12 protein-coding genes are annotated in these 14,317 nt (G+C 69.2%); 10 read left to right on the top strand and 2 right to left on the bottom strand.

Features of this window, described 5'->3' with window-relative positions:
* Nucleotides 1-44: 44 nt before the first annotated feature.
* The 9 genes from AC5I49_RS14425 (at nt 45) to pbpC (ending at nt 10,055) form a co-directional block, all read left to right on the top strand.
* On the top strand, nt 45-1,445 hold the full coding sequence (locus AC5I49_RS14425) for an amidase (protein ID WP_034396725.1): 1,401 nt from the start codon (nt 45-47) through the stop codon (nt 1,443-1,445).
* Nucleotides 1,446-1,520: 75 nt separating this feature from the next.
* Entirely contained in the window at nt 1,521-2,588 is a 1,068-nt protein-coding gene (locus AC5I49_RS14420; protein WP_495789555.1) for an ABC transporter ATP-binding protein, read from the top strand.
* A gap of 91 nt (nt 2,589-2,679) precedes the next feature.
* Nucleotides 2,680-3,975 carry an ABC transporter substrate-binding protein gene (locus AC5I49_RS14415; protein ID WP_473041782.1) on the top strand — a complete coding sequence of 432 codons (1,296 nt, stop codon included), beginning with the start codon at nt 2,680-2,682 and terminating at the stop codon, nt 3,973-3,975.
* Between the two features lie 21 nt (nt 3,976-3,996).
* A complete protein-coding gene (locus AC5I49_RS14410; RefSeq protein ID WP_495789554.1) occupies nt 3,997-4,893 on the top strand; it encodes a carbohydrate ABC transporter permease in 897 nt (298 codons plus the stop codon).
* Complete coding sequence (locus AC5I49_RS14405) at nt 4,890-5,738, top strand: carbohydrate ABC transporter permease (protein WP_074921071.1); 849 nt, start codon at nt 4,890-4,892, stop codon at nt 5,736-5,738. Before AC5I49_RS14410 ends, AC5I49_RS14405 begins: the two co-directional genes overlap by 4 nt.
* A 48-nt stretch (nt 5,739-5,786) precedes the next feature.
* Nucleotides 5,787-6,176 carry a VOC family protein gene (locus tag AC5I49_RS14400; protein WP_016447842.1) on the top strand — a complete coding sequence of 130 codons (390 nt, stop codon included), beginning with the start codon at nt 5,787-5,789 and terminating at the stop codon, nt 6,174-6,176.
* Nucleotides 6,173-7,042, top strand: coding sequence for an endonuclease/exonuclease/phosphatase family protein (locus AC5I49_RS14395; RefSeq protein ID WP_212644961.1), 870 nt, complete (start codon nt 6,173-6,175; stop codon nt 7,040-7,042). The genes AC5I49_RS14400 and AC5I49_RS14395 overlap by 4 nt, the downstream gene beginning before the upstream one ends.
* 94 nt (nt 7,043-7,136) lie before the next feature.
* The gene (locus AC5I49_RS14390; RefSeq protein ID WP_495789553.1) at nt 7,137-7,697 is read left to right on the top strand and encodes an HdeD family acid-resistance protein; all 561 of its coding nucleotides are present in this window, start codon (nt 7,137-7,139) and stop codon (nt 7,695-7,697) included.
* A 33-nt stretch (nt 7,698-7,730) separates the two neighbouring features.
* Nucleotides 7,731-10,055: a penicillin-binding protein 1C gene (gene pbpC / locus AC5I49_RS14385; protein WP_425558414.1), complete on the top strand. Its 2,325-nt coding sequence runs from the start codon at nt 7,731-7,733 to the stop codon at nt 10,053-10,055.
* Between the two features lie 38 nt (nt 10,056-10,093).
* Here the strand turns inward: pbpC and AC5I49_RS14380 are convergent, their stop codons facing one another.
* Together AC5I49_RS14380 and AC5I49_RS14375 are read right to left on the bottom strand one after the other, a co-directional pair.
* Nucleotides 10,094-11,059 (bottom strand): bifunctional helix-turn-helix transcriptional regulator/GNAT family N-acetyltransferase, encoded by a 966-nt coding sequence (locus AC5I49_RS14380; RefSeq protein ID WP_016447839.1) that lies wholly within the window; start codon nt 11,057-11,059, stop codon nt 10,094-10,096.
* A 155-nt stretch (nt 11,060-11,214) separates the two neighbouring features.
* A complete protein-coding gene (locus tag AC5I49_RS14375) occupies nt 11,215-12,873 on the bottom strand; it encodes an L-lactate permease (protein WP_016447838.1) in 1,659 nt (552 codons plus the stop codon).
* A 219-nt stretch (nt 12,874-13,092) separates the two neighbouring features.
* Between AC5I49_RS14375 and AC5I49_RS14370 the strand changes: the two genes are divergently transcribed.
* Nucleotides 13,093-14,268 carry an alpha-hydroxy acid oxidase gene (locus tag AC5I49_RS14370; protein ID WP_495789552.1) on the top strand — a complete coding sequence of 392 codons (1,176 nt, stop codon included), beginning with the start codon at nt 13,093-13,095 and terminating at the stop codon, nt 14,266-14,268.
* Nucleotides 14,269-14,317 lie beyond the last annotated feature (49 nt).

Genomic DNA, 14,317 nt, shown 5'->3' with positions numbered 1-14,317 from the left:
GCAACAACGGTGGCGCCCCGGAGCCGGGCGCCGGGAGACATGCCATGAACGACAGCGAACTGCACCATCTCGAACTGCTGGAGGTGGGGCGCGAGATCCAGTCCCGCCGCATTTCCTCGGAAGAGGTGACCCGCCACATGCTGGCGCGTATCGAGGCCGTGGACGCGCGGCTGCACAGCTACGTGACGGTGATGGCGCAGCAGGCGCTGGAGGACGCCCGCCGCGCCGACGCCGAGATCGCGCAGGGCCGCCGCCGCGGTGCGCTGCACGGCGTGCCGCTGGCGCTCAAGGACCTGCTGTGGACCCGGGGCGTCCCCACCACGCATGGAATGACGCTGCACCGCGACCATCGCCCCACGGAAGATGCCACCGTGGTGCGCAGGCTGCGCGAGGCCGGCGCCGTCATCCTGGGCAAGCTGCAGCAGACCGAAGGCGCCTTCGCCGACCACCATCCCGAGATCACTGCCCCCGTCAACCCCTGGGGCGCCCAGCTATGGCCCGGGGCCTCGTCCAGCGGCTCGGGCGTGGCCACGGCGGCGGGGCTGTGCTTCGGATCGCTGGGCACGGACACCGGGGGCTCCATCCGCTTTCCATCGGCCGCCAACGGCATCACGGGGCTCAAGCCCACCTGGGGCAGGGTGAGCCGCCACGGCGCCTTCGAACTGGCCGCGTCCCTGGACCACATAGGCCCGATGGCGCGCAGTGCCGCCGATGCCGCAGCCATGCTCGCGGCCATCGCCGGGGCGGACCCGCTGGACCCTACGGCCAGCCAGTGCAGCGTGCCCGACTATCTGGCCATGATGACGCGCGGATTCTCCGGCCTGCGCCTGGGCATGGACCGGCAATGGGCACTGGACGGCGTGGATGCCCCCTCCCGCCAGGCGGTGGAGCAGGCCCTGGCGGTGGCGCAGCGCCTGGGGGCCAGCGTGCAGGAGGTCCGCTTTCCCGATGCCACCCAGGCGGTGGAGGACTGGCCGGCGCTGTGCGCGGTGGAGACCGCCGTGGCGCACGGCGCCACGTTCCCTGCACGGCGCGAGGCCTATGGCCCCGGGCTCGCCGGGCTGATCGACCTGGGGCTGGGCCTGTCCGCCACCGACTACCAGCGGCTGCTGCTGCGCCGCGCGGACTTCACGGGCCGGGTGCGCGCACTCTTCGCGCAGGTGGACCTGCTGCTGGTCCCCGCCACGGCCTTTGCGGCCCCCACGCTGCAGCGCATGGCGCATTTCGGCTCCGATGCCGAGCTGTTCTCGGGCATGCTGCGCTACACCTGCCCGTTCGACCTGACGGGCAGCCCCACGATCACGCTGCCCGGCGGACGCACTCCCGAGGGCGCGCCCGTGGCCTTCCAGTTCGTGGCCCCCGACTTCCGCGAAGACCTGCTGGTGCGCGCGGGCTGGGCGTTCCAGCAGGCCACGGACTGGCACAGACGGCACCCTGCTGCCTGAGCTGCCTGAGCTGCGCGGGGCGCCAGTCCGGTGGCGCGACACGGGCCTGTCACACAGCCTTCCTAGACTGGCGTGATGTCCTTGATCGAGATGGAAGGTGTCGCCAAGTCCTGGGGCGGCACCACGGCACTGCAGGCGCTGGATCTGCGCATTGAACCCGGATCCTTTTGCGTGCTGCTCGGTCCCTCGGGCTGCGGCAAGTCCACCACGCTGCGCATCATCGCGGGCCTGGAAAGCGCCACCTCGGGCCGCGTGCGCATCGATGGGCAGGATGTCACCCAACTGCCGCCCGCTCGGCGCGGCATTGCCATGGTGTTCCAGAACTACGCGCTGTTCCCGCACCTGACGGTGGCGCAGAACATCGGCTTCGGCCTGTCCGTGCGCAAGGTCCCGGCGGCCGAGGCGCGCCGGCGCATCGACGAGGCCGCCGCGCTGCTGGGCCTGGACGCGCTGCTGGCGCGCCGGCCCGGCCAGCTGTCGGGCGGCCAGCAGCAGCGCGTGGCGCTGGGCCGCGCCCTGGTGGCCCGCGCCCGGGTCTGCCTGATGGATGAGCCGCTGTCCAACCTCGACGCCCAGCTGCGCCAGGAAATGCGCACCGAGCTGCGCGAGCTGCAGCGGCGCCTGGGCCTGACCGTGGTCTATGTCACGCACGACCAGGCCGAGGCCATGGGCATGGCCGACCAGGTGGTGCTGCTCAGCCAGGGGCGCGTGGAGCAGTGCGCCGCGCCCCAGGAGATCTACCGCCGGCCCGCCACCACCTTTGCCGCGCGCTTCATCGGCACGCCGGCCATGAACATCGCGCGCCTCGACGGCCTGCTCATCGCGGGCAGCCATGCCAGCGCCGCGCCCGCCGGCCTGCAGCAGCCGGGCCAGGCGCGCTGGCTGGGCGTCAGGCCCGAGGACATGCGCCTGTCGCTCCATGGCGATGTCGGCAGCGGCCCCGTGGTCGCTGCCGACATCGAAGGCCTCGAATACCTGGGCGCCGACCTGGTGCTGCGCTGCCGCGTGGGCAGCGAACAACTGATGGTGCGCACCGCTGGCAGCCAGCTCGGCGGCCTGCAGCCGGGCCAGCTCGTGGGCCTGCGCTGGGCGCGCGAGGCCACGCATTTCTTTGACGAACAGGGGCGGCGCTGCACGGCCTGAGGCCGTGGCACCGCTCCTATCTTCCTCCGCAGTTCCACCGTTTCAGCCGTTCCGGCTTTCGCACCCGAAGCACCTTCCAGGAGAGTCCGCCATGCAACGCCATGCCTTCCTCAAAACCCTCGCAGCCGCTGCCGCCCTGGCCGCCACGGGCCTGCTGCACACCGCCAGCGCGCAGACGCCGCTGGAGGTGCCGTTCTACTTTCCCGTGGCCGTGGGCGGCCCCATCACCAAGGTGATCGACGGCTATGCGGCCGAGTTCAACAAGGCCCATCCGCAGTACCGGATCACGCCCGTCTATGCAGGCACCTACCAGGAGACCATCGTCAAGGCGCTGACGGCCCACAAGTCGGGCAAGCCGCCGGCCACCTCGGTGCTGCTGTCCACCGACATGTTCACGCTGATCGACGAGGACGCCATCGCCCCCATCGACGACTTCGTGAAGACCGATGCCGACCGGGCCTGGCTCAAGGGCTTCTACCCGGCCTTCATGGCCAACAGCCAGGCGGGCGGCAAGACCTGGGGCGTGCCCTTCCAGCGTTCCACCGTGGTCATGTACTACAACAAGGAAGCCTTCAAGGAAGCCGGCCTGGACCCGAACAAGGCGCCGCAGAACTGGAAGGAACTCAAGGAAGCCGCCCACAGGCTGACGAAGAAGGACGCCGGCGGCAAGGTCGTGCAGTACGGCATACAGATCCCGTCCACGGGCTTTGCCTACTGGATGCTGCAGACCCTGACCACGCCCAACGACGTGCTGCTGGCCAACGAGGCCGGCACCCAGGTCACGCTGGACAGCCCCAAGGTAGTGGAGGCGCTGGACTTCTGGGTGGGCCTGGTCAAGGAAGGCGTGCACCCTGCCGGCGTGGTGGAGTGGGGCACGACGCCCAAGGACTTCATGGAAAAGAAGGCCGCCATCATCGTCACCACCACGGGCAACCTGACCAATATCCGTGCCAATGCCAAATTCGACTTCGGCGTGGGCCAGATCGCAGGCAACGTGCGCAAGGGCTCGCCCACGGGCGGCGGCAACTTCTACCTGTTCAAGAAGGCGCCCAGGGAGCAGCAGGAGGCGGCCTTCCAGTTCATGAAGTGGGTCACCCAGCCCCCGCTGGCCGCGCAGTGGAGCATGGACAGCGGCTACGTGGCCGTCTCGCCCGCCGCCTATGACACGCCCGCGCTCAAGAAGTACGGCCAGGACTTCCCGCAGGCCCTGGTGGCGCGCGACCAGCTGCCCGTGTCGGTGGCCGAGTTCTCCACGCATGAGAACCAGCGCGTGACCAAGGTGCTCAACGACGCCGTGCAGGCCGCCCTCAACGGCAGCAAGACCTCGGCCCAGGCCCTGCAGGATGCGCAAAGGGAGGCCGACCGCATCCTGCGCCGCTACAAGTGATGGCCTCGCGCCGTTGACCGCATGAGCCACGCTTCCTCCTCTTTTGCGAGCGGCCGCCAGGCCGTCCATGCCTGGCTGATGCTGCTGCCGGCGCTGGTGCTGCTGGTGGCCTTCACGCACTGGCCGGCCGTGGCCACGCTGATCGACAGCCTGCGTGCCACGCCGCGCGGCGGCCAGCCGGGGCCGTGGGTGGGGCTGGAGAACTACGCCGTGATGTTGGACGACCCGGTGTTCTGGCAGGCCGTGCGCAACAACCTGTGGTTTGCGGCGGCCACGATTCCGCTGTCCATGGCGCTGGCGCTGGCCATGGCGCTGTGGGTCAACGAGAGGCTGGCCGGCCGCGCCTTCGTGCGCATGGCGTACTTCACGCCCACGGTGTTGCCCATGATTGCCGTGGCCAACATCTGGCTGTTCTTCTACACACCGCAGTACGGGCTGCTGGAGCAACTGCGAGGCGCAGTGGGCCTTCCCGCGCACAACTGGCTGGGCGACCCGTCCACGGCGCTGGCCTGCGTGACCGTGGTGGCGGTGTGGAAGGAGGCGGGCTTTTTCATGATCTTCTACCTGGCCGCGCTGCAGACGCTCAATCCCAGCCTCAGGGAAGCTGCGGCCATCGAAGGCGCCTCGCGCTGGTACTTCCTGCGCCGCGTGCAGTGGCCGCTGCTGATGCCGACCACGCTGTTCGTGCTGGTCAATGCGGTGATCAATGCCTTCCGCCTGGTGGACCATCTCTTCATCCTCACGCGCGGCGGGCCGGACAACGCCTCCACGCTGCTGCTCTATCACCTGTACGAAGTGGGCTTCAAGTTCTGGGACACGGGCTATGCGGCGGCCCTGACCGTGGTGCTGGTCGCCGTGCTGGCGGCCGTGGCGCTGCTGCAGTTCTTCGTGCTCGACAAGAAGGTGCACTACCAATGAGCGCCGCACCCATTGCCCCGCGCCATGCGCCGCCCGCGCTGTACGGCGCCACCTGGCTGGACACGCTGGCCGCCTGGCTGCTGGCCCTGCTGTGGATACTGCCGCTGGCCTATGCGTTCTGGACGGCCTTCCATCCGCCCGAATACTCGGCACGCTTCGACCTGGCCGCGCCCTGGACGCTGGAGAACTTTCGCCGTGCCTGGCAGGCCGCGCCCTTTGCGCGCTATTTCCTGAACACGGCCGTGCTGGTGGTCATGATTTTGGCGGCCCAGCTGGTGCTGGGCACGCTGGCGGCCTATGCCTTTGCGCGCTACCGCTTTCGCGGCCAGGGCCTGGCCTTTGCGCTGGTGCTGGTGCAGCTGATGATCATGCCGGACATCCTGCTGGTGGCGAACTACCAGACCGTGTCGCGACTGGGCGCCGTCGATACGCTGCTGGGCATAGGCCTGCCGTACTTCGCATCGGCCTTCGCGATCTTTTTGCTGCGCCAGACCTTCCTGGGCATTCCCCGGGAACTGGACGAGGCCGCGCGGGTGGAGGGTGCCAGCACCCTGCAGATCCTGTGGCGCGTCTACGTGCCGCTCGCGCGGCCCGTGTACCTGGCGTTTGCGCTGGTGTCGGTGAGCTTTCACTGGAACAACTTCCTGTGGCCGCTGATCATCACCAACAGCGTGCAGGCGCGCCCGCTCACTGTGGGCCTGCAGGTGTTCTCCAGCGTGGAGTCTGGCGTGGAGTGGGCCACCATCACGGCCGCCACGCTGCTGAGCTCGGGCCCGCTGCTGGTGGCCTTCGTGCTGTTCCAGCGCCAGTTCGTGCAGAGCTTCATGCGTGCGGGGATCAAGTGAGGGCGGTGCTAAAGTTCCTTGTCCCAGCCTTTCACCCCGAGGTCCACCATGTCCGGTCCCGCATCCGCAGGTCTGTTCATCTACGCCAAGCAGCCCGACAGGCTGGCGCTGTTCTACATGGAGGTGCTGGCCATGCGCATGCTGCACCACACGAGCGAGCTCATGGTGCTGCAGTCGCCGGACCTGCAACTGGTGCTGCACGCCATTCCCGAGGCGATTGCGCGGCACATCACCATCACCGAGCCACCCCAGCCGCGCGAGAACGTGGCCATCAAGTTCTTTGCCACCGTGAAAAGCTTTGCGGCCGTGCGCCCCCTGGTCATCGCGCATGGCGGCCAGCTGTGGGAGCAGTCCTGGCTGGGCCCGGGCTTTCGCGTCTGCAACGCCATGGACCCCGAAGGCAACCTGTTCCAGCTGCGCGAGCCGCTGTCCGCATGATGCAGATCCTCACCTGGAACACCCAATGGTGCCTGGGCCTGGACGGCCGCATGGACCCGGAGCGCATCGTGGCGCATGCACTGTCCATGGCCGATATCGACGTGCTGTGCCTGCAGGAAATCGCCGTCCACTATCCGGGCCTGCAGGGCGCGCCCGGCGACCAGGTGGAGCAGGTGCGCGCGGCCCTTCCCGAAGGCTGGAAGGTCTTCTTCGGCGCGGCCGTGGACGAATTCACGGCCGTGGGCCGGCAGCGCTTCGGCAACCTGGTGGCCACGCGCCTGCCTGCTCTGCAGGTGGCCCATCACCGCCTGCCGTATCCGCACGATGGCGGCGTGCGCAGCATGCCGCGCTGCTGCACGGCAGTGACCGTGATGGATGCCGCACTGGGCCCCGTGCGCGTGATGAGCACCCACCTCGAATATTTCTCGCGCCGCCAGCGCATGGCCCAGGCGCTGGCGCTGCGTTCCCTGCAGATCGAGGCCCTGGGCCAGGCCGAGGCGCCGCCCCAGCCCGCCAGCGACGGCTCGCCCCAGCAGACCAAGCCGCACACGCCGCATGCCGTGCTCTGCGGCGACTTCAACTTCGAGCCGCACGAGGATGAATACGCCGGCCTGTCCGCCCCCTGGGCGGCCGGCGAGCAGGGCGCCCTGAGCGCAGGCCAATGGCACAACAGCTGGAGCGTGCTGCACCCGGACCAGCCCCAGCCGCCCACCTTCCGGTTGTTCGACCGCCAGTGGGGCCCCGAGCCCGGCGCCTGCGACTTCGCCTGGGTCAGCGACAGCCTGCGCGGCCATGTGCGCGGCTGGGCCGTGGACAGCGACACAAGGCTCTCCGACCACCAGCCCGTGCTGCTGCAGCTGGATTGATCCAGGTCAGGGTCCGCCGCCAAGCCGGCCTTCGCCTACAGACAGTGTGGCGGGCCTGCTCCAAGGTCATGGGGACTGTTTTGAAGGAGCATCCATGAGCCCCAATCCGCTGTCCACGATTCTTCACCGCACCTGGTGGGTGCTGCTGCTGCGCGGCCTGGTCGCCATCGCCTTCGGCGTGCTGACCTGGGCGCAGCCGGCGGTATCGCTGGCGGCGCTGGTGCTGACCTTCGGTGCCTTCACCTTCGTCGATGGCCTGCTGGGCGTGTATTCGGCCATCCAGGGGCGCGACCAGATGCGCCATTGGTGGGTGCTGCTGCTGTGGGGTCTGGCCGGCGTGGTGGTGGGCGTGCTCACCGTGGTCGCGCCCGGCGTCACGGCCCTGGTGATGACGCTGTACATCGGCGCCTGGGCCCTGGTCACGGGCCTGCTGCAGATCGTGGCGGCCGTGCGGCTGCGCAAGGAGATCACGGGCGAGTGGCTGCTGATCCTGGGCGGCGTGCTGTCTGTGCTGTTCGGCGCCTTCGTGCTGGCCCAGCCGGGCGCGGGCATGATGGCCATGCTCTGGGTGCTGGCCACGTATACGGTGGTCTTCGGCGTGCTCATGGTGCTGCTGTCCTTCAAGCTCAAGAAGGGCATACGCCATTCTTCCTGAGCCGCTGGCTCAAAGGCGGACAATGCCGGCTCCATGATCGAATCCCGGCGACCTTCCCCCTTCATGCGTCTTCCCCGCGCGGCCCTGGCGGCCGCGCTGCTGTTCGCGGCGGCCGGTGCCGCCCAGGCGCTGCCCAGCTTTTCCGAAGTCCGCGAAGGCCACCGCTCCTCCGAGACCGAACTGCTCTCGCGCGAGGGCGAGGTGCTGCAGCGCCAGCGCACCGACGCCAGCGTGCGCCGTGGCGACTGGGTGGCCCTGGCCGACATCTCTCCCGCGCTGCGCACGGCCCTGGTGCTCAGCGAGGACAAGCGCTTCTACGAGCACAGCGGCGTGGACTGGGCGGCCGTGTCCGCCGCCGCCTGGGGCAACCTCTGGAACCAGCGCACGCGCGGCGCCAGCACCATCACCATGCAGTTGGCGGGCCTGCTGGACGGCGACTGGCGCCAGGGCCCGGGCGGGCGCAGCGTGGTGCAGAAACTGGGCCAGACCGTGTCGGCCCAGGTGCTGGACCGGCGCTGGCGCAAGGACCAGATCCTGGAGGCCTACCTGAACCTGGTGCCCTTCCGGGGCGAGATCGTGGGCATCGATGCGCTGTCGCGCACCCTGTTCGGCAAGGCCGCGCACGGGCTGGACGCGCGAGAGGCCGCCATTGCCGCCGCCCTGGTGCGTGCCCCCAACGCCTCGCCCGAGCGCGTGGGCCGGCGCGCCTGCGGCGTGCTGCAGTCGCTGGCGCCCGAGGATGCGGCGGCGCGCGACTGCACGGCCATGGAACTGCTCACCGCCAGCGTGCTGCTGCGCCGGCAATGGGCGGCCAGCGAAGGCCAGGCCCCCCACCTGGCGCGCCGCCTGCTGGCCGAGCCGCAGTCCAAAGGCCAGGCCCGCGTGCGCTCCACGCTGAGCGCGCCCGTGCAGCGTTTTGCCGTGCAAAGCCTGCAGCAGCAACTGCGCGAGCTGCAGGGCCGCAACGTGGAGGACGGCGCCATCGTCGTGCTGGACAACGCCACGGGCGAGGTGCTGGCCTGGGTGGGCTCGTCGGGCGAATTGAGCCAGGCGGCCGAGGTGGATGGTGTCACGGCCATGCGCCAGCCCGGCTCCACCCTCAAGCCCTTTCTCTATGCCCAGGCGATTGCCGAGCGGCGGCTGACGGCGGCCTCGCTGATCGAGGATTCATCGGCCCACATTCCCACGCAGAACGGGCTCTACATCCCGCAGAACTACGACCGGCGCTTCAAGGGCTGGGTCTCGGCGCGCACGGCGCTGGCGTCGTCGCTCAACGTGCCGGCCGTGCGCACCCTGGTCATGGTCACGCCCGATGCCTTCTTCTCGCAACTGCAGCGCCTGGGCCTGCCGCTGCGCGAAAGCGGCGGCTACCACGGCTTCAGCCTGGCGCTGGGCAGTGCCGAGGTGCCGCTGCTGCAGCTCACCAACGCCTACCGCGCCCTGGCCAACGGCGGGCAGCTGACGCCCGTGCGCTGGGCGGCGCAGCCCACGGGCGCGGGGTCCGCAGCGCAAAAGCCGGCTGCGCCCGTGCAGGCCATCGATGCACGCGCGGCCTTCATCGTGGGCGACATCCTGTCCGATCCCATGGCGCGCGCGCCCACCTTCGGCACCGACAGCGTGCTGGCCACGCGCTTCTGGACGGCCGTCAAGACCGGCACCAGCAAGGACATGCGCGACAACTGGGCCGTGGGCTGGTCGCAGCGCTACACCGTGGGCGTGTGGGTGGGCAATGCGCGCGGCGAGGCCATGCACTCGGTCAGCGGCACCAGCGGCGCGGCACCTGTCTGGGCCGCTGTGATGGGCTTCCTGCACGCCCACACGCCCAGCCGCGCGCCCAAGGCGCCGGCGGGCGTGCTGCAGCAGGCCGTGCGCTTCGGTCCCGATGCGTCGGGCCTGCCGCTGGAGAGCGCGCGCAGCGAGTGGTTCGTGGCGGGCACGCAGCAGAGCCTGTTCGCCATGGCGGGCAGCGGCCTGCCTGCCGCATCCGCATCGACACGCGGGACTTCGGCCGCCTCGCCCGTGCGCATTGCGCGCCCGGCCAACGGCACCATCCTCGCGCTGGACCCCGACATTCCGCCGGACCGCCAGCGCGTGCAGCTGTCGGCCCGCCCCGCAGGCACGGCCGCCACGCAGGAATGGCAGGACGCCAGCCTGCGCTGGCGCATGGTCAGTGCTGCCGCGCCCGGCGCGGCCGAGCCGCCGCCCAAGGAGATCGGCCGGGGGGCTGCCGCCGCCTGGATGCCCTGGCCCGGCCGCCACCGGCTGGAACTGGTCGATGCCAAGGGGCAGGTGCTGGACAGCGTGCAGGTGGAGGTGCGCGGCGCCGGCGTGGTGGCTTCGCGCGCGGGCGGGCGCTGAACGCCGCAGTGCGGCCCCAGGGCAGCCTCAGGGCAGCATCAGGGCCGAGCCCGCACGAAGCGCTGCTCGGTCACGGTCTCGCCCCATTGCTGGCCCGGCCATTCCTCGGCCAGGGTGAAGCCTGACGATTCGTAGAGCCGGCGTGCCGCATCCAGGCCGCTGAACGTCCACAGCTGGGTGGCCTCGAAGGCCTGCTGGTCGCAGAACGCCAGGGCCTGCTGCAGCAGCTGGCGCCCCGTGCCGGCGCCGCGCAGGCCGTCGTCCAGGATGAACCAGCGCAGGTGCGCCTGGCGGTCCTCGGGGTGCTTGGCCAGGTCTTCGCCATCGATGGCCACGGAGCCCACGACGCGGTCGCCGTCCAGCGCTGTCCACAGCTGGTTGCAGGGCTTGTCCAGCCGGCTAGCGAACTCGGCCAGGCCGCTGGCCACGCGGCTTTCGAAGAAGACGCCGAAACCTGCGTGGCGTGCATAGAAGCGCGCATGCATTTCCACGATGCGGCCGATGCAGCCGGGCCGGTATCCGGGCAGGACCTGTATCTGCGCGGGTGCGGGCAGGGGCTCCTCCTGCCGATGCGCCTGCAGTGCCTGGGCGTAGAGGGCCAGGCCGCGCGAGACCGCCTGTTGTTGCGGCGGCTGCATGCGGTCCAGCGCGGCCGTCACCTGCTGGCGCCCGAAGGCCTCGATGGCGGCCAGCGTGCGCCGGCCCTTGGCGGTGAGGGCCAGCCGCTTGACGCGGCCGTCCTCGCCATCGGCGGTTTCCTTCAGCTCGCCGGCCTCCACCAGCTTGCGCACCATGCGGCTGACGCTGGATTTCTCCAGCCCCAGCGCCTGGGCCAGCTGCGAGGCCGCCATGGACCCCTGCGCGCCGATCTCCAGGATGGCGTGCACGGCCGAGGGCGGATAGTCCGTGGCCGCCAGCGTGGCCTGCATGAAGCCCAGCTCGCGCACCATCTGGCGCGAGGCGGCGCGGATGTCGTCCACCAGGGAAAGATCGTGCTGCGGCATGGGTGCTCCTTGGGGCCGTGCAGGGTTTGAATATGGTTGCATGGTACAACCATAAATGCCGCTGCGCATCTGTTGATGCAGCGATGCGTACCCCAGGCGCAAAAAAGCCGCCCGGCGCATGCGGGCGGCTGGGGCCTGACGCAGATGCGCAAGGCTCAATTGACCATCAGGCGGAACGGCCAGACATAGGCCTGCAGCGTCACGAAGATGCCCATCAGGCAGGCCAGGGCGACGGAGTGGAAGAACACGTAGCGCAGGATGTCGCCCTCGTGGTTGAACCAGCGCGTGGCCGTGGAGGCGACGACGATGGACTGCGCATCGATCATCTTGCCCATCACGCCACCCGAGCTGTTGGCCGCGCCCATGAGGTTGGGCGACAGGCCCAGCTGCTCGGCCGCCACCTTCTGCATGCCGCCGAACAGCACGTTCGATGCCGTGTCCGAACCCGTGAGCGCCACGCCCAGCCAGCCCATCAGCGTGCCGAAGAAGGGGTAGAACACGCCGGTGTTGGCGAAGGCCAGGCCCAGCGTGGTGTCGGTGCCCGAGTAGCGCGTCAGCGTGCCCAGCGCCAGCATCAGCACGATGGTGATGAGCGAATAACGCACCAGCCAGAGGGTGCGCACGAACTGGCTGACCAGTTGCACGGGGTTGTACTTCATGACCAGGCCGCCCACGATGGCCGACAGCAGGATGCCCGTGCCCGTGGCCGACAGCAGGTTCAGCGTGTAGATGGCGCCTTCCTTGGTGGGCTGGCGCACCACGGGCGGCACCTTCTCGACCATGTTGTGCAGGCCTTCCATGGGAAAGGCCGGTGCGAACAGGCCATTGAGCGCCGCCTTGACCGAGGGCAGGCCCCAGATGAAGACGAAGACCGTGAGGATGGCCCAGGGCGTCCAGGCGCGGATCACGTCGGCGCGCGGGTGCTGGGTCACGGCGCGGGGCGCCTGGGCCTCGCCGCCGCTGCTCTCATGGCCCTTGAGCGAGGTCGAGCGCCAGATGGTCCTGGGCTGCCATATGCGCAGGAAGCCGACCGTGCAGACCATGGAGACGATGGCCGCGATGATGTCCACCAGCTCGGGTCCGATGAAGTTGGACACCAGGTACTGCGGAATGGCGAAGGACACGCCGGTCACCAAAATGATGGGCCAGATCTCCATCATGGCCTTGCGCCCGGCAAAGGCCCAGATCAGCCAGAACGGCACCAGCACCGAGAAGAACGGCAGCTGGCGGCCGACCATGGCCGTGACCTCCATCAGGTCGTAGCCATGGACCTTGGCCAGCGTGATCACCGGCGTGCCCAGCGCGCCGAAGGCCACGGGCGCGGTATTGGCGATCAGCGACAGGCCCGAGGCGGCCAGCGGCGAAAAGCCCAGGCCGATGAGGATGGCCGCCGTCACGGCCACGGGCGTGCCGAAGCCGGCCGCGCCCTCGAAGAAGGCGCCGAAGGCGAAGGCGATCAGCAGCAGCTGGATGCGCCTGTCCTCGGTGATGCCGGCAATGGAGTCCTGCAGGATCTTGAAGCTGCCGTTCTTCTCGGTCAGCTGGTGCAGGAAGATGATGTTCAGGACGATCCAGCCGATGGGCAGCAGCCCCGTGAAGCCGCCGAACAGCGCCGCGCGCCCGGCCATGCCGGCCGGCATGTTGTAGACGAAGACCGCGATCACCAGCGCGGCAACCAGCCCGGCGCCGGCCGCCAGATGGGCCTTCATGTGCAAAAAGCCCAGTCCCACCAGCATGACCACGACCGGAATGGCCGCAAGCAGTGTGGACAGCCACATGTTGGAAAGAGGGTCGTAGACCTGTTGCCAAACCATAGGAGCTTCTCCTGAAGAGTTTTTAGGATGTTGTGCGGGGCGGATCGTTACTCCCATGGCGGTTTGGCGCACTAGCGTTAGCCCTGGGTTGGGCTGCGAGAGAGAAAATTTCAATCGGCGCACAAATCACTTCAAACCCGAACGGGTGGCCGGAGCCCGCGCACGGCACTACCATGCTCGGCAGTCCCGCGGCATGCGGGTTCCAGAAAGCCAGAAAACGTGTCCACCGACCTTTCCAAAATCACCTGCATCGAAGACCTGCGCGTCGTGGCCCAGCGCCGCGTGCCGCGCATGTTCTATGACTACGCCGATTCGGGTTCCTACACCCAGGGCACCTACCGCGCCAACGAGGACGACTTCCACCGGATCAAGCTGCGCCAGCGCGTGGCCGTGAACATGGAGGGGCGCAGCACGCGCACCACCATGATCGGCGAGCAGGTCGCCATGCCCGTGGCCATCGCGCCCACGGGCCTGACCGGCATGCAGCATGCCGACGGCGAGATCCTGGGCGCGCGCGCGGCCAAGGCCTTCGGCATTCCGTTCACGCTGTCCACCATGAGCATCTGCTCCATCGAGGACATTGCCGAGCACACGGGCCGCCATCCGTTCTGGTTCCAGCTCTATGTGATGCGCGACCGCCGGTTCATGGAGCGCCTGATCGAGCGTGCCCGCGCGGCCAACTGCTCGGCCCTGGTGCTGACGCTGGACCTGCAGATCCTGGGCCAGCGCCACAAGGACATCAAGAACGGCCTGTCCACGCCACCGAAGCCCACGCTGCGCAACCTGGCCAACCTGGCGACCAAGCCGCACTGGTGCCTGGGCATGCTGGGCACCAAGCGCCGCACCTTCGGCAACATCGTCGGACATGTGGATGGCGTGGCCGACATGAGTTCGCTGTCGTCGTGGACCGCCAGCCAGTTCGATCCCAGCCTGAACTGGGGCGACGTGGAGCGCATCAAGAAGCTCTGGGGCGGCAAGCTCATCCTCAAGGGCATCATGGACGCCGAGGACGCGCGCCTGGCGGCCGACAGCGGCGCTGACGCGCTCGTCGTCAGCAACCACGGCGGGCGCCAGCTCGATGGCGCACCCTCGTCCATCGAGGCGCTGCCGGGCATTGCCGAGGCGGCGGGCAAGGACATCGAGGTCTGGATGGACGGCGGCATCCGCAGCGGGCAGGACGTGCTCAAGGCGCGTGCCCTGGGCGCCCAGGGCACCATGATCGGCCGCAGCTTCCTCTACGGCCTGGGTGCCTACGGCGAGCATGGCGTGACGCGCGCCCTGCAGATCATCCAGAAGGAGCTGGAGACCACCATGGCCTTCTGCGGCCACACGCAGATCGATACCGTGGACCGCAGCATCCTGCTGCGCGGAACCTATCCGGGCGCCGTGCGCTGAACCGGCAAAAGCTGCACGAGAAAAGGACCGCCTCGGCGGTCCTTTTCTC

It is taken from the genome of Delftia sp. (genome assembly GCF_059499305.1).
The sequence above is the reverse complement of the archived record's forward strand: the minus strand, read 5'-3'. Positions and strand labels throughout refer to the sequence as shown.